The sequence below is a fragment of the Acuticoccus sediminis genome (assembly GCF_003258595.1).
GTDB lineage: Bacteria > Pseudomonadota > Alphaproteobacteria > Rhizobiales > Amorphaceae > Acuticoccus > Acuticoccus sediminis.
Genome location: NZ_QHHQ01000005.1, coordinates 263581 through 284714, shown reverse-complemented (window position 1 = coordinate 284714; position 21134 = coordinate 263581). Strand labels below are relative to the sequence as shown.

Sequence of the window (21134 nt, the reverse complement as noted above, 5' to 3'; positions counted from 1 at the left end):
CGACGGGTACGCGGCGCGCCCCGACGGATCGCTGATCCGCAGCGCCGCGAACCAGGCACATCCTTGCTGCTGAATGAGTGAAGAGGACGCCGGCGCAAACCGCTGGCGGTGCGCGCCATGCTCAAACGCCTGTCATCGAACTGGGGAGCGACCGCCGTGGCCGGCGTCGCTCTCGCGATGTCGCTCTACCACCTGTGGGTGGCTTTCTTCGGCCCGCCGGACGCCCAGAAGTTCCGTGCGATCCACCTGACCTTCGTCGTCGCGATCGCCTTCCTGATGCTGCCCGGCCGGGGCTATCGGGACCCGGAGACCGGCAAGCCCAACATCTTCGACCTGGTGCTGCTGGGACTCGCCGTGGCATCCGCCGCGTACCCGATCTTCGCCTACGACTACCTCGTCAAGCGCATGTACTACGTGGACGAGCTGACGATCCCGGACTTCATCTTCGGGTCGCTCGCCGTCATCCTGGTGCTGGAGGCGACGCGCCGCGCCGTCGGCTGGGCCCTGCCCGCCACCGCAGCGGCCTTCCTGATCTACACGCTGATCTGGCGCGGCTTCGGCCTCGAGATGACGCTGGACCAGCTCTACCTCACCACCGAGGGCATCTTCGGCATCCCGCTCGGCGTGTCGGCGACGTACATCGTGCTCTTCATCCTGTTCGGCGCGCTCGTCGAGCGGTCAGGGGCGGGCAAGCTCTTCATGGACTTCGCCATGAGCCTCACCGGCCACGCCGCCGGCGGTCCGGCGAAGGTGGCGTGCGTCACCTCCGGCCTCTTCGGCTCGGTCTCGGGGTCGGCGGTCGCGAACGTCATGACGACCGGCGTCTTCACCATCCCGCTGATGAAGCGCATCGGCTACCGGCCGGGCTTCGCCGGGGCGGTCGAGGCGGTGGCGTCGACGGGCGGTCAGATCATGCCGCCGATCATGGGCGCGGCGGCGTTCGTGATGGCCGAGTTCCTCGGCATCGGCTACCTCGAGGTCGCGGCCTTCGCCCTGTTCCCGGCGATCCTCTACTACGTCGCGCTCTTCATGGCGGTCCACTTCGAGGCCAAGCGCACCGGCATGGTGGGCCTGCCGCGCTCGGAGCTGCCCAGCCTGAAGGACACGCTGGCGAGCCGCGGCCACCTCTTCCTGCCGCTGGTCATCATCATCGCGACGCTGCTGATGGGCTACTCCGCGCCGCTCTCCGCGCTGGCGGGCATCGTGTCGGTGGTGCCGACGGCGATGCTGCGCAAGGAGACGCGCAAGGACGTCAACCTCCACATGATCGGCGACGCGCTGATCTCGGGGGCCAAGAACACCGTGCCGGTGGCGCTCGCCTGCGCCTGCGCCGGCATCGTGGTCGGCTGCATCACGCTGACCAACCTCGGCACCGAGTTCACCGGCCTCGTCATCGCGGTCTCGCAGGACTCGCTGGTCCTGGCGCTCGTCCTGACGATGATCGCCGGCATCATCCTCGGCATGGGCATGCCCACGACGCCGGCCTACATCGTCCAGGTCGCGCTGCTGGTGCCGGCGCTGGTGAAGCTCGGCGTCATGGTCGAGGCGGCGCACATGTTCGTGTTCTACTACGCGATCCTGTCGGCGATCACGCCGCCGGTGGCGATGGCGGTCTACGCGGCCAACGGCATCTCGCGCGCCGGCCTCTGGGACACGGGCTTCTCGGCGCTGAAGCTGGGCGCGACGGGCTACATCATCCCGTTCATGTTCGTCTTCGGCCCGTCGATCCTGCTCATCGGCGAGTGGCCGGTGATCGTGACGACGCTCTGCACCGCGCTGATCGGCGTCGTGTGCCTCGCGGCCGGGATGACCGGGTTCCTGATCACCCGCGCCGGGATCGTCGAGCGGCTGCTGCTCCTGGCCGCCGCGCTGGTCCTCATCAAGCCGGGCCTGTGGTCCGACCTGACGGGCATCGGCCTCCTCGTGGTGGTGTTCGCCTGGCAGTACATGACGGGCCGCAAGCCGGAGCTCGCGAGCAAGCCCGCCCAGTAGGCGAGGGCGGCTCAGCAATGCCAAGAGGGCGCGGACCTTCCCGGTCCGCGCCCTTTTTCGTGCCGGCAGGTCTCGCGTGCCGGTCGCCGGCTTAGCCGCGCGCTTCCAGAACCATGTTGAACGGGCTGTCGGCGACCCGCTTCACCTCGGTGAAGCCGGCCTTGTGCAGCACCGAGGTCAGCACCGCCGCCCCCGCCTGAGCGCCGAGCGCGCGGCCGGTCTCCTGCGCCAGCGAGGCGGGAACGCAGATCATCGTCGAGCCGCCGTAGTAGAGCCGTCCGACCGGGTTGAAGTTGTCCTCCAGCCGGTCCGCCGCCTGCGGCTCCACCACCATCAGCGTGCCGCCGGGCGCGAGGGCGCCGCGCACATGCGCGGCCGCGCCGACCGGATCGCCGAGGTCGTGCAGCGTGTCGAAGAAGGCGATCAGGTCGAAGTCGCGGCCGGGGAAGTCCTTCGCCGTCGCCACCTCGAAGCGGACGCGGTCCGCGACGCCGTGGGCGGCGGCATGCTCGCGCGCGGCCGCCACCGAGCCCTCATGGAAATCGTAGCCGGTGAAGGTGGAGTTCGGGAACGCCTCGGCCATCATCACCAACGCAAGGCCATGGCCGCAGCCGATGTCGGCGACGCGCGCGCCCGCTTCGAGGCGCTCCGTCATGCCGCTCAGCGCCGGGATCCAGTTGGTCAGCAGGTCGTTGCGGTATCCGGTACGGAAAAAACGGGCCATTGCACAAAAGAGGCAGCCCTCCCTGTTGTCGTAGTGGACGCCCTCGCCGGTGCGGAAGGCGGCCATCACCGCGTCCGCCTCGCGCGCGATGGACGCGGAAAGCTCCACCGCACCCATCATGAAGACGGGGCTGTCCTCCACGGCGAAGACCATCGCGTGCTCGGCCGGGAGCGTGAAGCGGCGAGTGTCGGGGTCGTACGTCAGGTAGTCGGACGCGGCCTGCTGGGCGAGCCATTCGCGCACGTATCGCTCGGCGCAGCCCGTCTCGGCGGCGAGTTCGGCGGACGTCATCGGCCCCTTGGCGTGGAGCGCCTTGTAGAGGCCGAGCCTGTCGCCGATGCGCGCCAGCGTGATGCTCCCTGCCGCGCCCAGCTCGCCGAGCATGCGGCCGACGAACGCCTCGAGGCGCTGTTCGTCGAGGCGGGCGGTCGTGATTGGCTGATCCATGTGTTCCCCCGTTGGTGTGGCCGGGGCCTTCGCCCCGTTATGGGCCACAACGTGGGGTCGAACACATCGCGTGCTGTGCTGGTCAGCACGGCCGCCGGGCGGCGGCGGACAGGTCGCTCAGGTGAGGAGGCCGGTGTAGTTGCGCGCGAACGTCGTCTGGGCCGAGGCCGAACGCTCGATGTGGGCGAGCTCGGCCTCCTGCAGGCGCTGCTCGAACGCGGTCTGATCGGGGAAGCGATGCAGGAGGTTCGTCATCGAGACCGAGAAGCGGATCGCCGACCAGACACGCTCCAGTGCCCGGTCCGAGTAGGTGTCGAGCGCGGCCGCGTCGCCGGCGAAGTGGGCGGTCAGCACTTCGGCGAGGAGTGCAACGTCGCCGATCGCGAGGTTGAGGCCCTTCGCGCCCGTCGGCGGGACGATGTGCGCCGCGTCCCCGGCGAGGAGGAGCCTGCCCCACCGCATCGGCTCGCACACGAACGCCCTGAGGAGCGCGATGGACTTCTCGATCGACGGGCCGGTGACGAGGCCGTCGGCCGCGTCGTGGGGGAGGCGGCGGCGCAGCTCGTCCCAGAACGCCTCGTCGCTCCAGTTCTCGACGCGCTCGTCCGCCGGTACCTGCACGTAGTAGCGCGACAGATGCGGGTTGCGCATCGAGGCGAGGGCGAAACCGCGCTCGTGGTTGGAGTAGATCAGCTCGTGCGACACCGGCGGCGTCTCGGAGAGGATGCCGAGCCAGCCGAAGGGGAACACCCGCTCGAACTCCGTGCGCTTGCCGGCCGGGATCGACTGCCGGGCGATGCCGTGGAAGCCGTCGCAGCCGGCGACGATGTCGGCCGTCAGCTCGTGCGCGACGCCGTCCTTGCGCCAGGTGACGCGGGGCGCCGTGCCGTCGAGGTCGTGGAGGGCGACGTCCTCGGCCTCGTCGATGATGGTGGCGCCCATCGCGTCCTGTGCCGCGTAGAGGTCCTTGGTGATCTCGGTCTGGCCGTAGACCATCACGGCGCGGTCGCAGCGCTCCGTGAAGTCGATCCGGAACTGGTGGTTCGTGTGGCCAAGTGCCACGCCGTGGTGCACCTCGCCCTCGGCGTCCATGCGCCCGCCGACGCCGGCGCGGCGCAGCGCCTCCACCGAGCCCCACTCCAGGACGCCAGCACGTATGCGCGAAAGGACATGGTCCCGGCTGCGCCGTTCGAGCACGACCGTGGAAACGCCTGCCTTCATGAGGAGCTGGGACAGCAGGAGACCTGCCGGCCCCCCTCCGATGATAGCGGCTTGTGTTCTCATTGGTCTGGTCCTCCCGGCACGATTGTGCAACCGAGGGGGCCTTCCAGGAATGGACGTGGACGCCACCAACTTGCACTATTCGAACATAGAAGCCATCGCAGTCCCCAAGTTTGAACTGTACGGGGAGCGAGCACTTCTGCCGGATGTCCTGCACTGCGAGACGATTGCCGACAGATCCAGCTTGCACGGATGGGCCATCCAGCCCCACCGGCACGAAAGGCTGCATCAATTCCTCCACGTGGCCGAAGGCACAGCGTACGTGAAGCTCGAGGACCGCGAGACGACCCTTCACGGGCCGGGCGTCGTCAACGTGCCCGCCGGCGCGGTGCACGGCTTCCGCTTCTCGCCGGAGACGCGCGGGACGGTCGTCACCGTCCCCGTCGAGGCGCTGGATGCGACCATCGGCGCCTGCCCGATGCTGGCGACGCCGGCCGTGGTCGCCTGCGAGCCGCAGCTCGCCGAGCTCTTCGCCGCGGTCGCCGATGAATTCGCCGCCACCCGGCCGGCACGCACGCAGTGCCTCTCGGCCATGGCGACGCTGATCGCCGCGCGCGTCGCGGGCGGGATCGCGCCGGAGATCGGCGGCGGCGACGGCTCGCCGCTGCTGCGCCGCTTCGAGGCGCTCATCGAGGCGCACTACCGCAGCCACTGGCGCGTCGCGGACTACGCGGCCGCTCTCAAGGTCTCCACCACACACCTGTCGCGCGTGTGCCGGGCGGAGACCGGGGCGGGCGCCTCGCGCGTGATCGAACTGCGCCTCATGAAGGAGGCGCGGCGGCTTCTGGCCTATTCGGCCCACCCGGTCGGGCGGATCGCGGTCGACCTCGGCTTCGTCGATCCCGCCTATTTCACCCGCGCCTTCACGCGCTCGGCGGGGATGACACCGTCCGCCTTCCGCGCCAGAGTTGCCGAAGGCCCCGCGCAGTCGCACCATAGGTAAATCCACTCCGGCGCCCTCGCGACACTTGGCGGGGGAGGTCGGCGTGCCGGCGGCTCCCATATGTCCGCGTGGACCCTTCCGCGCCCGGACGAGCCGCGGCATCGCGCCGACGGACCACCTTGCGCCGGAAACCGGGACCGTTCGCTCGATCGGCCCCACCCGTACTATGGACCGCGCCGCCGCCGGCCGAGCTCCGGCTCACCGCAGCGACCGGGCGGCTGGCGAAAAGGCACGTTGAGTGAAGCCGATCATCCGCACGCCCGATCCGGAGTCCCTGCCGGACGTCGAACCTCTCGCCCGCGTCTTCGGCCCGTTCGAGCGCATGGTGGACCCGTTCGCCGACTATGGGGACACCCGTCCCCCCTCGACGCTGGTCGCCTTCCTCAAGTGGAGCCTGCGCGACGTGCGCTGGACGATCGCACTCCTCGCCTTCTTCTCGCTGGCCGTCGGGGCGACGGAGGGCCTGACGTTCTACCTCGTCGGCGGCCTCGTCGACCGCGCGACCGAGGCGGGGCCGGAGCGGCTCTTCGCCGAGGAATGGAAGTGGCTCCTCGGGATCCTCGTCATCGTCGTCATCGGCAAGCCGATCACGACGCTGGGGCAGAGCGCGATGTCCTCGCTCGCCATCGGGCCGGGCCTCAACCCGATGTCGATCTGGCGCCTGCACCGGCACACGCTCGGCCAGTCCATGCGCTTCTTCGAGGAGGACTTCACCGGCCGCATCGCCCAGAAACAGACGCAGACCTCGAACGCGCTCACCTCCGTCGTGATCGACTCGCTGTCCTCGCTCGGCATGCTGGGGGCCTACATCGTGACGATCACGCTTCTGCTGGCGGCGGCGGAGCCGCTGCTCGCGGCGGTGGTGGTGGTGTGGACCATCGGTTTCGCCTTCGCGCTGCGGTGGGGCGTGCCGCGCATCCGCGCCCGCGCCAAGGCGAGGGCGGCGGCCCGCGCCATGGTGACCGGCCAGCTCGTCGACAGCCTCAGCCACATCAAGACGGTGAAGCTCTTCGCCCACGCGAACCGCGAGCAGGAGGCCGCGCGCAAGGCGATCGCCACCTTCCGCAAGACAGGCATCGAGTTCGGCCGCTCGATGATGGCGATGCGGATGATCCTGACGGTGATGAACGTCCTGCTCACGCTGGCGCTCATCGGCATCGCGCTGTGGCTCTACCACGTGGGCGCCGGGACCATCGGCGTGATCGCCATGGCCTCCATCATGACCCTGCGGCTGACGGCGATGTCGAACTGGATCGCGCAGTCGGCGCTGTCGATCTTCGGCGAGCTCGGCACGATCGAGGACGGGGCGCACACGCTCTCCCCGCCGCACGACATCGTCGATGCGCCGGACGCGGTGGACCCGAAGGCGACGCGCGGCCACGTCGATTTCCAGAACGTCACCTTCCGCTACGGCCGGCCCATCGGCGGTGTCGCGGGCCTGTCGCTGGACATCGCGCCGGGCGAGAAGGTGGGGCTCGTCGGCCGATCGGGTGCCGGCAAGTCGACGGCGGTGTCACTGCTCCTGCGGCTCCACGACGTGGAGGAGGGGCGCATCCTGCTGGACGGCACGGACATCCGCGACCTGTCGCAGGACGGGCTGCGCCGCGCGATCGCGACGGTCACGCAGGAGACCGCGATCTTCAACCGCTCGGCGCTCGACAACATCCTCTACGGCCGCCCGGAGGCGGGACGGGAGGCGGCGGTCGCAGCGGCCCGCCGCGCGAAGGCGCACGACTTCATCACCGACCTCGCCGACATGAAGGGCCGGCTCGGCTACGAGGCGCACCTCGGCGAGCGCGGCGTGAAGCTCTCCGGCGGCCAGCGCCAGCGCATCGCGCTCGCGCGCGCCATCCTCAAGGACGCGCCGGTTCTGGTGCTGGACGAGGCGACGAGCGCGCTCGACTCGGAGGTCGAGGCCGACATCCAGGAGGCGCTGACGGAGGTCATGGCAGGCAAGACCGTGATCGCCATCGCGCACCGCCTGTCGACCATCGCGGCGATGGACCGCATCGTCGTGCTCGACGCCGGCCGCGTCGTCGAGAGCGGCCCGCATGGCGAGCTGCTCGACCGGGGCGGTCTTTATGCCGAGCTCTGGGCCCGCCAGTCCGGAGGCTTCCTGCAGGCGGCGGAGTAGGCCGCCTCAGTTGGTCGCCGGGATCGTCCCGGCGTAGGCGTTGACGCCGATGGCGATGGGGCCGCCGAAGTGCAGCTCCGGCAGCCGCTCGAACGCGGGGCGGGCGAAATAGAAGCCCTGGAACAGCTCGACTCCCATGTCGACGAGGAAGCCGAATTCCTCGTTCGTCTCGATCCCCTCCGCGACGATCGCGATGTCGAGGTCGCGGGCGGTGGCGAGGATCCCGCCGACGATCGCCTGGCGCACCCGGTCGTGCTGGATCTCGTGGACGAGGTGCCCGTCGAGCTTCACGACGTGCGGCACGAAGTCGGCGAGGAAGCGCAGCCCCGCGAAGCCCGCGCCGAAGTCGTCGATGGCGGTGGTGAAGCCGCAGGAGGAATAGTGCCGGGCGATCCGCCTCAGGTGGGCGATGTCGGCGACGCGCTCGTGCTCGGTGAACTCGAACATCAGCCGCTTGAGGGGGAAGCCGTGCTCCTTCGCCGCCCGCAGGGTCGCGCGCAGGCACCGCACGGGGTCGTAGATGGCGTTGGGCATGATGTTGAGCGAGAGCCGCGCGTCCGTCTCGCCGAAGAGCCGGGCGGCCATCTCGATCGCCTTGACGCGGGCCTGCTGGTCGAACTGGTACCGGTTCGTGGTGTCCAGCCGGGAGAGGATGGTCTCGGCGCCTTCGCCCTCGGGCCCGCGCACGAGCGCCTCGTAGGCGAAGACCGAGCGGGTCATCACGTTGACGATCGGCTGAAAGGCGAACGAAAATTCGAAGCCCAGGCTGTCGCCGGATTGGCATTGGTCACAAAAGTCTCGCGGCATCGCCGAACGCGCTCCCAGTCCGTCCGCCCTGCCTAGCAGGCGAGACTGGCGGCAGCGTTGCCTGCGACGGCGTCAGCGCGGGAGGCGGGCGAGGATCTCCTGCGCGCCGACGCTCGGCGCAAGGTTGCCGGACCTGACGGCGTCGGTCGTGGCGGCGAGCGCGTCGCCGGCATACTGCGCGAGGTAGGCCTGGAGGCCGTCGGCGATCATGTCGCGCATCCAGACGACGTTCTGTTCGCGCCGCCGCACGTCGAGGGCGCCCGAGGACGCGAGTCGGTCGCGGTGCCCGACGATCGATGCCCACAGCGCGGCGAGCTTCTCGCCGGTGCGGGCGGAGACGGTGAGGACCTCCGGCGGCGCGTCGGTGGCGAGGATCTTCACGGCGCTGATCAGCTCGGCGGCCGCGATGCGCGCGGCCGAGACCGCGTCGCCGTCCGCCTTGTTGACGGCGATGATGTCCGCACGCTCCAGAAGGCCCTTCTTGATGCCCTGCAGCTCGTCGCCCGCGCCGGGCAGCATCAGCGCGAGGTACGTGTCGACCATGTCCGCCACGGCGAGCTCGGACTGCCCGACGCCCACGGTCTCGACGATGATCACCGTGAAGCCAGCGGCCTCCGCGAGCAGCATCGCCTCGCGCGTGCGGGCCGCGACGCCACCGAGCGATCCGGCCGAGGGGGAGGGGCGGATGAACGCCTCGCGCCGCGCAGAAAGGTTCGCCATGCGCGTCTTGTCGCCGAGGATGGCGCCGCCGGTGCGCGTCGAGGAGGGGTCGATGGCGAGAACCGCGACGCGCTCGCCCTGCTCGATCAGCATCGTGCCGAGGGCGTCGATGAGCGTCGACTTGCCGACGCCCGGGACGCCGGTGATACCGACGCGCAGGGCCTTGCCGGTGGCCGGCAGAACCTCCTGGATCAGCGCGGCGGCGTCGGCGCGGTGCTCGGCCCGGCGCGATTCGACGAGGGTGATCGCGCGCGCCAGGGCCGCGCGTTCCCCCGCGCGGACGCGGACGGCGAGGTCGGTCAGCTCTTGGCGTGCCACACGATCCGCTGCAGTTCGGCGCGTTGCAGGTCCTCGGACGAGGGGAGCTCGTCGAACGGACCGTCATATTGCGGGATGGAAAACACGAGCTGGATATGGGGCGCGCCGCGCGCCTTGCACACCGCCATGCCGCGCCAGAGCGACTCGCCGTTGCGGCAGTCGCGGCGGGAGACGCGGGCCTGCGCCATCGTCATGCCGATCCGCTCGCCGTTGGGGCCGATGAGGTGCTGCGAGACGCCGTGGATCTCGCCGATCGTGTTGTTCGGACCCTTGAAGAACTGCACCGCCTGCACTTCGCCGATGAACGCGGCCTGCGTCCATTCGGTCCGCGTCTCGTTCGCGGTCTGGATCGAACGGATCTCGGCGTTCGGCGCGACGACCGACATCGCATCTTCGCGGAACGGCGTGCCGGTGCGCAGCGTGCCGATCCCGTCGTCGGTCATCTGGAGCCAGGTGTCGGACGAGACCCGGTCCGCCGAGAGCGGTTCGGCCGCGACACATCCACCGAGTGCGGCACAAGCGAGGAGAAGAGGAAGAAATCGAGACATGTTCAGAACGCCCAGGAGGCCAAAGCGTCCGCACCCTGTGCATTGCACCCTTGAACGAAGCCCGAAGCGCTTGTGCGCAATTGTTCGGACCGGCGGGCAGCGGGCAAGCCTCGTTGTCGCACGTTGCCAATTCGCCACAATACCGTCCACCAAAAAAGCGCCGCTCCGGAGAGACCGGAGCGACGCGACCGACTGAAATCAATTCGGTCTAAATTGAGCCACACGCCGAAAACCATTGGCTGTGGGCCGCTCCCGGGCCGGCTTCGCCTTGAAAATCGGAACGAAGCGTGCCCGGGCAACTCCAACGGGATACTGAAACGACCGCAGACACTGAAAACCGATCCGTCCGCGGTGTCGGTGGGCGCTGTGCCCTTCGACACCACTGATATGGTCCCGTTGAGCCGCGAATGCTGTGGTCTGCATCACACTTCGGATGATCGAGGCCGCGTCAGGCGCCCGGGGCGTGCGGACCCGCGCGACGCCAGGGCCTCGCCGTTCCTGCGCAACGCCTTCATCGCGGCGATGGACTACTGCGACGGCGCGCCGGACCAGCCGGTCATCGGCATCGCCAACACCACACCTCCGGCGACAACGCCTGCCACCGCGACACGCCGGGCATCATCGAGGCGCTGAAGCGCGGCATCACGCTGGCGGGCGGGCCGCCGGTGGACGTCACCATCGTGTCGGGGCGCGAGGCGGGGACGTCCCGAAGCCCCGAGACGGGTCGGCCCCGCTTGGGGGGCGGCGGCAGCACGCACAGGTTCGTGAACGCTGCGGTTAACGTGTGGGGTGTGACGCTCCACACAGCCCGATCGCGCGGGCGGCGCGATCTGCTCCGTCATGGCGCCCTGACAGAGGGGGCCGCAACCGGAGAACGAGCATGGACAACAAAAGCCATTTCGACGTCTTCGTTGACCGCGACTCGCTGATGGGACCTGGATCGGAGCTGTCCTGGCGCAGCTTCAATCCGCAACCCGACCCGCCCATCGACGAGCGGGGCCTCAACCCGCAGCCGATCCCGCCCGGTGAGTTCGTGGGGCTCAATCCGCAGCCGATCCCTCCGGGGGAGATTGCCGGGCTGAACCCGCAACCGATCCCTCCCGGCGAGTTCGTCGGCCTCAACCCCCAGCCGATTCCGCCGGGCGAGCTGGTGGGCTTCAACCCCCAGCCGGAGCCGCCACCGTTCGACTTCGGCACCGTGGGCTTCAACCCCCAGCCGGAACCGCCGCCGTTCGACTTCGGCATCTTCGGCTTCAATCCGCAGCCGGAACCGCCCGCGGCCGGCGATCTCTTCCTCTTCTGAGGATGTCGGCCCCGGTTCGCTCAGGCGGATCGGGGCTTTCGTTCAGGGCTCGAGTTGCCGCGGACCGAAGGCGTGTGGGAGGAGCTCGCCGAGGGTGAGCGCGAGGACGCTGCTGCCGTCCGCGTCACCGATGATGACGCGCGCCTCGGGACCGGCGAACTCGTTGAGGACCTGCCGGCAGCGCCCGCACGGCGTGGCGAGCGCCGGTGCCGTCGGCGTCGCGGCGCGGTAGCCGACGACGGCGACATGGGTGAGGCGGCGCACGCCCGCGACGGCGGCCGCCATCGCCGCGTTGGTCTCGGCGCAGAGCGACAGGCCGTAGGAGGCGTTCTCGACATTGGCGGCGGTGAAGACGCGGCCGTCCTCCGCCCGGATCGCGGCGCCGACGTGGAAGCCCGAATACGGGGCGTACGCGCGCGCCGCGACCTCGCGGGCGGCCGCGAGGAGGGCGGTCTCGTCGGCCGAGAGCTCGGCCATCGCTACTCGGCGGCCTGGCGCGGGACGTAGCCGAGCCGGCGGTTCAGCTCCAGGATGAGCCCCTCCGCGGCGTCGGCGATGACCGTGCCCGGCGGGAAGATCGCCGCGGCGCCCATCTCCTTCAGCTCCGCGACGTCGCCCGGGGGGATGACGCCGCCGATGGCGATGAGGACGTCGCCGGCGCCCTCCTTGGCGAGCGCCGCCTTCAGCTCCGGCAGGAGCGTCAGGTGCGAGCCGGCGAGGGACGAGACGCCGACGATGTGGACGTCGTTGTCGACGGCCTGGCGGGCGCATTCCTCGGGGGTGGCGAAGAGGGGGCCGATGTCGACGTCGAAGCCGAGGTCGGCGAACGCGGAGGCGATGACCTTCTGGCCGCGGTCGTGCCCGTCCTGGCCCATCTTGGCGACGAGGATGCGCGGGCGACGGCCGTCGGCCTCCGCGAAGGCGTCGGCCATGCGGCGGACGTCGTCGATGCGCTTGCCCATCTTCCCGGCCTCCCGTTTGTAGACGCCGGTGATCGCCTTGATCTCGGCGGTGTGGCGGCCGAAGGCGCGCTCCATGGCGTCGCTCATCTCGCCGACGGTGGCGTGCGCGCGGGCCGCGTCGATGCAGAGCGCGAGGAGGTTGCCGCCGCCCTTCGCGCCGTTCTCCAGCGCGGCGAGTGCGGCCTTGGTGGCGACTTCGTCCCGCTCGGAGCGCAGCTTCTCCAGCTTGGCGAGCTGGCGGCGGCGCACGTCGGCATTGTCCACCTTGAGGACGTCGACGCCGGGGTCGACGTCGGGCTTGTACTTGTTGACGCCAACGACGGTCTGCTCGCCGGAATCGATCTTCGCCTGGGCGCGCGCGGCCGCCTCCTCGATGCGCAGCTTGGGCGTGCCGGCCTCGATCGCCTTGGCCATGCCGCCGAGGCTCTCGACCTCCGCGATGTGGGTCATGGCGCGGGCGACGAGGTCGTGCGTCAGCCGCTCCACCGCGGGCGCGCCGCCCCAGGGGTCGATGAAGCGCGTCGTGCCGCTCTCCTCGGCGATGACGAGCTGCGTGTTGCGGGCGATGCGGGCGGAGAAGTCCGTCGGCAGGGCAAGAGCCTCGTCGAGCGCGTTGGTGTGGAGCGACTGGGTGCCGCCCTGGGTCGCGGCCATCGCCTCGATCATGGTGCGGGCGACGTTGTTGTAGACGTCCTGCGCCGTCAGCGACCAGCCGGAGGTCTGGCAGTGCGTGCGCAGGGACGTGGAGCGCGGGTCCTTCGGCCCGAACTCCTTCTGCACCAGCGAGGCCCAGAGGTAGCGGGCGGCGCGCATCTTCGCGACTTCCATGAAGAAGTGCATGCCGATCGCCCAGAAGAACGAGAGGCGCGGCGCGAAGCTGTCGACGTCGAGGCCCGCCGCGACGCCGGTGCGGATGTACTCGAGGCCGTCGGCGATGGTGTAGGCGAGCTCGAGGTCCGCCGTCGCTCCGGCCTCCTGCATGTGGTAGCCGGAGATCGAGATCGAGTTGTACCGCGGCATGTGCTCGGCGGTGTAGGCGAAGATGTCCGACACGATCCGCATCGACGGGCGAGGCGGGTAGATGAACGTGTTGCGGACCATGAACTCCTTCAGAATGTCGTTCTGAATGGTTCCGGAGAGGGCCTTCTGCGGGACGCCCTGCTCCTCCGCCGCGACGATGTAGAGGGCCAGGACCGGCAGAACGGCCCCGTTCATCGTCATCGACACGGACATCTGGTCCAGCGGGATCCCGTCGAAGAGGGTCCGCATGTCGAGGATCGAGTCGATCGCGACGCCCGCCATGCCGACGTCGCCGGTGACGCGCGGGTGGTCCGAATCGTAGCCGCGGTGGGTGGCGAGGTCGAACGCCACCGAGAGGCCCTTCTGACCCGCGGCGAGGTTGCGGCGGTAGAAGGCGTTGGACTCCTCGGCGGTCGAGAAGCCGGCGTACTGGCGGATCGTCCAGGGCTTCTGGACATACATCGTCGGGTACGGCCCGCGGATGTAGGGCGCCTTGCCGGGGACGCTGTCGAGGGGGAGGCCCTCGACCGCGTCGGCGCCGGTCATCGGGGCGATGGCGATTCCTTCGGCCGTCATCCAGGGCTCGCCCGCGGCGGGCGCCCGGGCGGCGGCTTTCCTGTAGGCGAGGGTGCGGAAGTCAGGGACCATGGGTCAGCCTCCGAAGGACGCCGCGACGCGCGAGGGCGTCAGCGGGGGACAGGTGGCCGCGTCGGCAGGCGGCGCGATCGCGAGATCGGCGAGGCTCGAGCCGTCGGCGCTCGCCGCCTTGAGGCTCGCGAAGTCGCCGGCGGCGAAGGTGCCGGTGGGGAGCGGCGAGGCGGCCGGCTCCGGCGGCACCGGGGTCGCGGTCGTCGGCGGATGGATCGTGACGCCGATCATGACACGGTCCTTCGCCGCGAGCTTCTTTTCCGCGGACGCGCGGTCGGAGGCGACCATCTCGGCGACCTTGCCGCTCGCCACCGCGTCGCCCTCGCTCTCGAAGAGCTGGAAGCGCGTCCACGCGGCCTCGGCGAGGGCGTCGGTGTAGGCCTCGACCGCGCCCGACCCGGCACCCGCGTCAGACAGGCGGCCGACGTGGGACTCCTCGATGAGGAGCGACTGGATGTTGCGGGCCATGCGGCGGGCGAAAGGGCTCGCCTCGGCGTCGAAGGGGAGCACCGAGACGCTGTCCGCCCCGCCGACACCGGCGGCGAAGGTCGCGATGGTGAGGCGCAGGAGGTTCGTCTGCGGGTCGGAGTAGGCGAGCATCCGCCGCGCCGTCTCGCCGTGCAGCACGAGCGGGGCGTCGGAGCCGCACGCGTCGGCCACGAGGCGGTGCAGACGCCGCGCGGCGCGGAACTTGGCGATGGTCGCGAACTGGTTCTCGTTCGCCGACAGCGCCATCGACGTCGCGGCGAGCGCATCGGCGGCCGCGAGGCCGCCTGCGTCGGCGAGGCGCAGCATCGCGGCGAGGCTGTGCAGCGCGAAGGCGAGCTCGGTGGCGGGGGCGGCGCCGGCCTCGGCGGCGATGCGTCCGTCGGCGAGGAGGGCGGTGCCGGGCGCGCCGATCGCCTTTACGCCGGCGACGGCGTCGGCGAGCGCGGACGGGTCGGACCACGTCGGCGCGATGCCGGTGAAGGCGAAGGTGCCGACGGGGTCGATGCCGGCGTGGAGCGCGGCGGGCCGGGTGCCGCGCTTGTCCGCGAGCGCCGCGACCATGGCGGCGGCGGCGAGCGCGCCGTGGCCGGCCTCGAGGCGGAGCGGGACGATGTCTAGCATCACCCCGCCGAGCGCGGCGTCGAGCTCGCCGAGACTGCCGATGGCGAGGCCGCGGCCGAAGGCGGACGGCGCTCCGGCGAAGACGAGGGCGAGGGCGGCGACGCCGTTCTCGAGGTCGGTCCTGGCCTGCTCGGCGGCGTCGGCCGCGTCGGCGCGGGCGACGACCTGCCATGGGCCGAGCGTCGGACGGCCGAGATAGGAGGGGTCCGCGGCCGCGAAGAGCGGGCCCAGTCGGATGCCGCTCGCGGTCTCGGTATCGAGCGTGTCAAGGCTTTGGCCTTTCAACGCCTTTTCGGCCAGCGGCCGCCAGGCCCCCAGCAACGACTCTTGCGCTGTGCTACTCATATTGCTTTCCCCCCGGGTGCATTATTGTCAGACGACCCCGGAAGGCAACCTGAAGGACCCTCATGAACATCGACGCGATCCTGAAGCGCATCGACGACAACATCGACGAGAGCCTGGAGCGCCTGTTCGCCCTGCTCAGGATCCCGTCGATCTCGACCGATCCCGCCTACGACGAGCAATGCCGCGAAGCCGCCCACTGGCTCAAGGAGGACCTGGCGGCGCTCGGTTTCCTGGCGGAGGTGCGTGACACGGACGGCAAGCCCATGGTCCTCGCCAAGCCGGCGGAGCCGACCACGGGCGACAAGCCGCACATTCTTTTCTACGGCCACTACGACGTGCAGCCGGTCGACCCGCTGGAGCTGTGGGACGAGGACCCCTTCGCGCCGCGCATCGTCACCCGTGAGGACGGCTCGAAGATCATCGTCGCGCGCGGGGCCTGCGACGATAAGGGGCAGCTCATGACCTTCATCGAGGCCATGCGCGCAATCCTCGCCGTCGAGGGACGCCTGCCGGTGCCGGTGTCGGTGCTCATCGAGGGCGAGGAGGAGTCCGGCTCGCCGAGCCTTCCCGGCTTCCTGGCGAAGTCCGGCGAGGAGATCCGCTGCGACGCGGCCTTCGTGTGCGACACCGGGATGTGGGACGCCGAGACGCCGGCGATCGCGCTCAGCCTGCGCGGCCTCGTCGGCGACGAGATTACCGTGAAGTGCGCCAGCCGCGACCTGCATTCCGGCCAGTTCGGCGGTCCGGCCCGCAACCCGAACCACGTGCTGGCGAGCATCCTCGCCGCCCTCCACGACGAGACCGGCCGCGTCACCGTGCCCGGTTTCTACGAGGGCGTGACCGAGACGCCTGCCGAGACGATGGAGAACTGGGCCGGCCTCGACATGACGGCCGAGAAGTTCCTCGGACCGATCGGCCTCGAGACGCCGGCGGGCGAGGAGGGGCGGACCGTCCTCGAGCAGGTCTGGGCGCGTCCGACGCTGGAAGTGAACGGCATGTGGGGCGGCTACACCGGCACGGGCTTCAAGACCGTGATCCCCGCCGAGGCGCACGCGAAGGTCTCCTTCCGCCTCGTCGGCGACCAGGATCCCGACAAGCTCCGCGAGGCCTTCCGCGCCTTCGTGCGCGAGCGGGTGCCGGCGGACTGCACGGTCGAGTTCAAGAAGCACGGCAACGGCCCGGCCTTCCGCGTGCCGTCCGACTGGCCGATCCTGAAGATCGGCGAGGAGGCGCTGAACGCGGAGTGGGGCAAGCAGACCGCCATGGTCGGCATGGGCGGCTCCATCCCGATCGTGCACGACTTCAAGTACGGCCTCGGGATGGACACGCTGATGATCGGCTTCGCGCTCGAGGACGACAACGTCCACTCGCCGAACGAGAAGTTCAACCTGTCCTCGTTCCACAAGGGCATCCGCTCCTGGGCGCGGGTGTTGGCCGCGCTCTAGACCGTGCAGGCCCGGACCGCCGCGGACTGCGGCGGCCCGACGGTCGTTTCCGGGAGGACCGGCGCTCCCGGCCGGGGACGAAAGAGCGCGCGTTGCCGGCGCGCTCTACCGGCGCGGCGGCGTGTGTGCGACACTCCGCGGGACGGACTTGGTGCGGCCGGCGCGGACGGACGCGGCGGCGCCTCTGGGATGGGTGGACCTCCCGCGGCAACGCGACATTAACCAGTCCTCGTAACATTTGAGAAAGCATAGTTTCTAAAGGCCAACGCATGAGATCGCCGCTTCCTGCTGCGTTCCTCGCCCTCGTCGCGGTACTTCTCGCCGGGTGCCAATCGTCGAAGACGACCGGTTTCGCCTACAACAACCCGACAACCCTCACCATCGCCGCACCGACGGCCCCGGCTCCGGTCTATTCCGCGCCGCCGGTCTACTCGGCTCCGCCGTCGACCGCCGGCGCGCCGCAGTGCGGCCCGGTCCCGCAGCAGCCCGGCATGCTCGCCGGCCGCACGCTGCCGGTGAGCCGCGTCAGCGACATCAAGCTGGCGCGCGGCGAAGTGGTGCTGACCTTCGACGACGGGCCGCGCCCCGGCACGACGCCGCACATCCTCGACACCCTCGACGCGGCCGGCGTGAAGGCGACGTTCATGATGGTCGGGCAGATGGCCGAGGCCCATCCCCAGCTCGTGCGCAAGGTGGCCTCGCGCGGGCACACCATCGGCTCGCACTCCTACGACCACGCCAACCTGAAGCGGATGAGCCGGGCCGACGCGCTCGCCGAAATCGGGCGCGGGGAGCGGGCGATCGCGGCGGCGCTGAGCGGCACCGGCCATGGCCTCTCGCCGTTCTTCCGCTTCCCCTACCTCGCCGACACGCCGGGGCTGCGCAGCGCCATGGCCCAGCGCGGCACGGTGGTGATCGACGTCGACATCGACTCCAAGGACTACCTGCGCACCGACGGTACGACGGTGATGAACCGCACCCTGGCGGAGCTTCGCCAGCGCGGGCGCGGCATCATCCTGTTCCACGACATCCACCCGCGCACCGCGTCGATGCTGCCGGGATTCCTGAATGCGCTGCAGAGCGAAGGCTTCAGGGTCGTGCGGCTGGTCCCGGGCGGGGCGACCGCCTGCGGTGGCCGCACCTCGTAGGCCGCACGCGGGCTCGGCACGGGCCCGCTGCACCGCAAGGCCGTCGCGCGGTCAGCCGGCGAGTGGTCAGCCGGCGAGGGCGGTGCCGGCCTCCGCCGCCTCGTAGGCCTCGGACGCCTCGAGCCACGCCTCCTCGGCGGCCTCGCGGGCGCGGACCCACTGGGCGCGATCCTTGGAGATCTGCGCCGCCTTGGCGGGGTCCCTGGTGTAGAGCGCCGGGTCCTCGAGCCTGGCGTCGAGCCGGGCGATCTCCGCCTCCGCCCTGGCGATCTCCTTCTCCGCCGCCTGCACCTGCTTGCGCAGCGGGGCGAGCTGGGCCCGCGCCTCGGCGGCTTCGCGGCGGCGGTCGGCGGCGCTGACCTTGTCGGCCGGCTTCTCGTCGCCCGCCTTGCCCTTGCGGGCGTTGCCGAGGATCAGCGCGCGGTAGGCCTCCATGTCGTCGTCGAACGGGCTCACCGTCCCGTCCGCCACGAGCCACAGGCGGTCGACGCACGCCTCCACGAGGTAGCGGTCGTGGCTGATGAGGATCACGGCGCCCTCGTAGCCGTTGATCGCCTCGACCAGGGCGGCTCGCGAGTCGATGTCGAGGTGGTTGGTCGGCTCGTCGAGGATGAGGAGGTTGGCACCCCCCATCGTCGCGAGGCCGAGGAGGAGCTTGGCCCGTTCGCCGCCCGAGAGGTCCTTGGCGGGCGTGTCCATCCGCTCGCCGGGGAGGCCCATCTGGGCGACGCGCGCCCGCACGTCCTTCTCGTCCTCCTCGAACTTCAGCCGGGCCTGGACGTGGGCGACCGGCGTCTCCTTCGGCCGCAGCTCGTCGAGCTGGTGCTGGGCGAAGTAGGCGATCTGCATCCGGTCGGCGCGGGTGACGGAGCCTTCCATCGGGTCGAGGCGACCGGCGAGCAACTTGGCGAGCGTCGACTTGCCGTTGCCGTTGGCGCCAAGCAGCGCGATCCTGTCGTCGTCGTCGACGCGGATGTTCACCCGCCGCAGCACCGACTTGCCGTCGTAGCCGAGGACGACGCGGTCGGCCGCGATGATCGGCGGCGACAGGGCGCGCTTCGGGTTGGGGATCCTGATGGGTGGCATCGTCTCGTCGAGCACCGGCTCGATCGCGCCCATCTTCTCCAGCTTCTTGATGCGGCTCTGCGCCTGCTTGGCCTTGGAGGCCTTGTAGCGGAAGCGGTCGACGAAGGACTGCAGGTGCGCCCGCTCCACCGCCTGCTTCTCGGCCCGGCGGGCCTGCAGCTCGGCCTTCTCCCGGCGCTGGCGCTCGAACTCGGAGTAGTTGCCGCGGTAGGCGACGAGCTTGCCGTTGTCGACGTGGACGATCTGCCGGGCCACGCTGTCCAGCATGTCGCGGTCGTGGCTGATCACGATGACGGTGTGCGGGTAGCGCTGGAGATAGGTCTCCAGCCACACGGTGCCTTCGAGGTCGAGGTAGTTGGTCGGCTCGTCGAGGAGCAGGAGGTCCGGCTCCAGGAAGAGGATCGCCGCGAGGGCCACGCGCATCCGCCACCCGCCCGAGAAGGACGAGCAGGAGCGCCGCTGCGCCGCGTCGTCGAAGCCGAGGCCGGCGAGGATCGACGCCGCGCGCGACTCGGCCGAATAGGCGTCGATGTCGGCGAGGCGGTTGTGGATCTCGCCGATGCGGTGCGGGTCGGTGGCCGACTCGGACTCGGCGAGGAGGGCGGTGCGCTCGGTATCGGCGGCGAGCACGGTCTCGATCAGCGAGGCCTCGGTGCCCGGCGCCTCCTGCGCCACGCGGCCGATGCGCTGGCCCTCGGCGAGGGAGATGTCGCCGGATTCGGGCGAGAGGTCGCCGCAGATGAGGTTGAAGAGCGTGGTCTTGCCGCAGCCGTTACGCCCGACGAGACCGACCTTGGCGCCGGCCGGCACGATCGCGTCCGCCCCCTCAAGGAGAGTGCGTCCGTCGATGCGGTAGGTGAGGTTGCGGATCGTCAGCATGGCGCGCCTTATCGCGCCTGTGCCGGCCCCAACGCAAGGTCGCGAAGGCCACACCAGACCCGCACTTTGACGTGGGTCTCGCCGGCGCCCGCGACGGGCTCAGAAGCGGATGCACTCGGGGTGTTTGACGTAGAGCTGGTGGATCACCATGAGGTGCAGCGCCGAGCCGAAATAGGTCTCGGGGGTGACGTTGAGGAGGTCGGCCGGAATGGGGTTGCCGTCCGCCACGCAGTCCACCGCCGCGGCGATGAGCCGGTAGCCGCTCCCGGTGAGGTCGCCGACCCTCTCGCCGCGCTTCGGATCGTAGATCCCCGGCATGCCGCCGTTCATCTTGAGGCGGTTGTCGATGATGTCGACGTAGTCCCGGTTCGACGCCCACGGGACGGCGAGCATGTTCACCGGACCGCGCACCGCGTCGTACGACGCCTTGACCGGGAAATTGCGTGCCGGGACCGGGTGCTCCGGATCGGCGACGGAGGTCCAGTCGCTCGGCGTCCATGCCTCGATGACGTACCGGTAGAAGCCCCACCCGTCGGCGATCGCCTCCTTCCAGGGATAGCCGGGGGCGAGGTCGGCGACGATCTGCATGATGTCGAAGTGGTAGTAGGAGAGGTTGATGACCGGCCCGTCCGGCTGCGACGGCGGCATGAAGCCGACCTTGCCGGGCAGCATCACGACGTGCCCCTTGTGCCTCACGAGGACGGACCGGCCCAGCGAATCCGCGGTCCTGGCGGCGTCGCCGAGGTAGTCCCCCCGGTTCCAGCGCCTGGCGGCGACGCTCAGGGTGGCGGCGATGATGAGGTCGGCGTCGGTCGCGTTGTTGCGGTCGACGACACCCTGGCCGGGCACGTAGCGCCAGGCGTGCAGTCCGTCGGCGTTGCGCAGCGTGCGCCTCGTCCAGCCCCAGATCGTGTCGAAGAGCTCCGGCGCGTTCGCCGCGAGGGCGATCGCCATTCCGTAGGCCTGGCTCTCCGAGTGGCTGATGCCACCGTTCTCCGGATCGAAGATCCGCCCCTCCGGCGCCATGTAGGACTGGAAGAATCCGGCCGCCTGGTGCTGGTACCAGGCGTAGAATTCCGGGCTCATCTCGCTGGCGATCGGGCCCTGGTAGAGGTCCTGGGCACGGACCGGCGCCGTCTCCGCGCCCGAGAGGGCGACGAGCAGCACCATGGTCCACAGGGTCGAGCGCGACATCCGTCCCATCCTTCGCTGGCGGTTCCCTCTTTATAGGCACGGCGGGCGGCGGCGTCCGGAGGGAAAAGGCCTGCGGCCGC

At 70.3% G+C, this 21134-nt stretch carries 16 protein-coding genes; 6 read left to right on the top strand and 10 right to left on the bottom strand.

The window, feature by feature from the left end; translation table 11 throughout:
• Positions 1 to 156: 156 nt before the first annotated feature.
• A complete protein-coding gene (locus DLJ53_RS22935; RefSeq protein WP_244935142.1) occupies positions 157 to 1992 on the top strand; it encodes a TRAP transporter permease in 1836 nt (611 codons plus the stop codon).
• Positions 1993 to 2083: 91 nt separating this feature from the next.
• Here DLJ53_RS22935 and DLJ53_RS22930 read toward each other — a convergent pair whose 3' ends face one another.
• Both DLJ53_RS22930 and pobA read right to left on the bottom strand, forming a co-directional pair.
• Positions 2084 to 3163, bottom strand: coding sequence for a methyltransferase domain-containing protein (locus DLJ53_RS22930; RefSeq protein ID WP_111349542.1), 1080 nt, complete (start codon positions 3161 to 3163; stop codon positions 2084 to 2086).
• A gap of 117 nt (positions 3164 to 3280) precedes the next feature.
• Positions 3281 to 4447, bottom strand: coding sequence for a 4-hydroxybenzoate 3-monooxygenase (gene pobA / locus DLJ53_RS22925; RefSeq protein ID WP_111349540.1), 1167 nt, complete (start codon positions 4445 to 4447; stop codon positions 3281 to 3283).
• Between pobA and DLJ53_RS22920 the strand changes: the two genes are divergently transcribed.
• Together DLJ53_RS22920 and DLJ53_RS22915 are read left to right on the top strand one after the other, a co-directional pair.
• Entirely contained in the window at positions 4383 to 5387 is a 1005-nt protein-coding gene (locus DLJ53_RS22920) for a helix-turn-helix domain-containing protein (RefSeq protein ID WP_342353607.1), read from the top strand. The genes pobA and DLJ53_RS22920 overlap by 65 nt on opposite strands.
• 238 nt (positions 5388 to 5625) lie before the next feature.
• A complete protein-coding gene (locus DLJ53_RS22915) occupies positions 5626 to 7521 on the top strand; it encodes an ABC transporter ATP-binding protein (RefSeq protein ID WP_211100659.1) in 1896 nt (631 codons plus the stop codon).
• Between the two features lie 6 nt (positions 7522 to 7527).
• On the opposite strand, the gene DLJ53_RS22910 is transcribed toward DLJ53_RS22915, so the two are convergent.
• The 3 genes from DLJ53_RS22910 to DLJ53_RS22900 form a co-directional block, all read right to left on the bottom strand.
• The gene (locus DLJ53_RS22910) at positions 7528 to 8328 is read right to left on the bottom strand and encodes an EAL domain-containing protein (protein WP_202913305.1); all 801 of its coding nucleotides are present in this window, start codon (positions 8326 to 8328) and stop codon (positions 7528 to 7530) included.
• Positions 8329 to 8400: 72 nt separating this feature from the next.
• Entirely contained in the window at positions 8401 to 9366 is a 966-nt protein-coding gene (gene meaB / locus DLJ53_RS22905; RefSeq protein ID WP_111349537.1) for a methylmalonyl Co-A mutase-associated GTPase MeaB, read from the bottom strand.
• Positions 9348 to 9809, bottom strand: coding sequence for a DUF1131 family protein (locus DLJ53_RS22900; protein WP_202913304.1), 462 nt, complete (start codon positions 9807 to 9809; stop codon positions 9348 to 9350). Before DLJ53_RS22900 ends, meaB begins: the two co-directional genes overlap by 19 nt.
• Positions 9810 to 10794: 985 nt before the next feature.
• Between DLJ53_RS22900 and DLJ53_RS22895 the strand changes: the two genes are divergently transcribed.
• The gene (locus DLJ53_RS22895; RefSeq protein ID WP_111349534.1) at positions 10795 to 11217 is read left to right on the top strand and encodes a hypothetical protein; all 423 of its coding nucleotides are present in this window, start codon (positions 10795 to 10797) and stop codon (positions 11215 to 11217) included.
• A gap of 42 nt (positions 11218 to 11259) precedes the next feature.
• Here the strand turns inward: DLJ53_RS22895 and DLJ53_RS22890 are convergent, their stop codons facing one another.
• From DLJ53_RS22890 to DLJ53_RS22880, 3 genes are read right to left on the bottom strand one after another with little or no spacing between them, the layout of a single operon-like run.
• Positions 11260 to 11694: a cytidine deaminase gene (locus DLJ53_RS22890; protein WP_111349533.1), complete on the bottom strand. Its 435-nt coding sequence runs from the start codon at positions 11692 to 11694 to the stop codon at positions 11260 to 11262.
• Positions 11695 to 11696: 2 nt separating this feature from the next.
• A complete protein-coding gene (scpA, locus tag DLJ53_RS22885; protein WP_111349531.1) occupies positions 11697 to 13847 on the bottom strand; it encodes a methylmalonyl-CoA mutase in 2151 nt (716 codons plus the stop codon).
• Between the two features lie 3 nt (positions 13848 to 13850).
• On the bottom strand, positions 13851 to 15302 hold the full coding sequence (locus DLJ53_RS22880) for a methylmalonyl-CoA mutase family protein (protein ID WP_111349530.1): 1452 nt from the start codon (positions 15300 to 15302) through the stop codon (positions 13851 to 13853).
• Positions 15303 to 15364: 62 nt separating this feature from the next.
• On the opposite strand from DLJ53_RS22880, the gene DLJ53_RS22875 reads away from it, so the two are divergent.
• Together DLJ53_RS22875 and DLJ53_RS22870 are read left to right on the top strand one after the other, a co-directional pair.
• Positions 15365 to 16747: a dipeptidase gene (locus DLJ53_RS22875; protein WP_111349528.1), complete on the top strand. Its 1383-nt coding sequence runs from the start codon at positions 15365 to 15367 to the stop codon at positions 16745 to 16747.
• 269 nt (positions 16748 to 17016) lie between these two features.
• Positions 17017 to 17895 carry a polysaccharide deacetylase family protein gene (locus DLJ53_RS22870; RefSeq protein WP_111349527.1) on the top strand — a complete coding sequence of 293 codons (879 nt, stop codon included), beginning with the start codon at positions 17017 to 17019 and terminating at the stop codon, positions 17893 to 17895.
• Positions 17896 to 17961: 66 nt separating this feature from the next.
• Here DLJ53_RS22870 and DLJ53_RS22865 read toward each other — a convergent pair whose 3' ends face one another.
• Entirely contained in the window at positions 17962 to 19860 is a 1899-nt protein-coding gene (locus tag DLJ53_RS22865) for an ABC-F family ATP-binding cassette domain-containing protein (protein ID WP_111349525.1), read from the bottom strand.
• A gap of 99 nt (positions 19861 to 19959) precedes the next feature.
• A complete protein-coding gene (locus DLJ53_RS22860; RefSeq protein ID WP_162409489.1) occupies positions 19960 to 21054 on the bottom strand; it encodes a family 8 glycosyl hydrolase in 1095 nt (364 codons plus the stop codon).
• Between the last annotated feature and the right edge of the window lie 80 nt (positions 21055 to 21134).

Bases quoted from the DNA above. Each gene is read 5' to 3' on its own strand.
- pobA (WP_111349540.1), bottom strand. From the start codon at position 4,447: ATGAGAACACAAGCCGCTATCATCGGAGGGGGGCCGGCAGGTCTCCTG.
- DLJ53_RS22890 (WP_111349533.1), bottom strand. From the start codon at position 11,694: ATGGCCGAGCTCTCGGCCGACGAGACCGCCCTCCTCGCGGCCGCCCGC.
- DLJ53_RS22865 (WP_111349525.1), bottom strand. From the start codon at position 19,860: ATGCTGACGATCCGCAACCTCACCTACCGCATCGACGGACGCACTCTC.
- DLJ53_RS22860 (WP_162409489.1), bottom strand. From the start codon at position 21,054: ATGTCGCGCTCGACCCTGTGGACCATGGTGCTGCTCGTCGCCCTCTCG.
- DLJ53_RS22920 (WP_342353607.1), top strand. From the start codon at position 4,383: ATGAGGAGCTGGGACAGCAGGAGACCTGCCGGCCCCCCTCCGATGATA.
- DLJ53_RS22930 (WP_111349542.1), bottom strand. From the start codon at position 3,163: ATGGATCAGCCAATCACGACCGCCCGCCTCGACGAACAGCGCCTCGAG.
- DLJ53_RS22880 (WP_111349530.1), bottom strand. From the start codon at position 15,302: ATGAGTAGCACAGCGCAAGAGTCGTTGCTGGGGGCCTGGCGGCCGCTG.
- DLJ53_RS22875 (WP_111349528.1), top strand. From the start codon at position 15,365: ATGAACATCGACGCGATCCTGAAGCGCATCGACGACAACATCGACGAG.
- DLJ53_RS22900 (WP_202913304.1), bottom strand. From the start codon at position 9,809: ATGACCGACGACGGGATCGGCACGCTGCGCACCGGCACGCCGTTCCGC.
- DLJ53_RS22895 (WP_111349534.1), top strand. From the start codon at position 10,795: ATGGACAACAAAAGCCATTTCGACGTCTTCGTTGACCGCGACTCGCTG.
- DLJ53_RS22910 (WP_202913305.1), bottom strand. From the start codon at position 8,328: ATGCCGCGAGACTTTTGTGACCAATGCCAATCCGGCGACAGCCTGGGC.
- DLJ53_RS22870 (WP_111349527.1), top strand. From the start codon at position 17,017: ATGAGATCGCCGCTTCCTGCTGCGTTCCTCGCCCTCGTCGCGGTACTT.
- scpA (WP_111349531.1), bottom strand. From the start codon at position 13,847: ATGGTCCCTGACTTCCGCACCCTCGCCTACAGGAAAGCCGCCGCCCGG.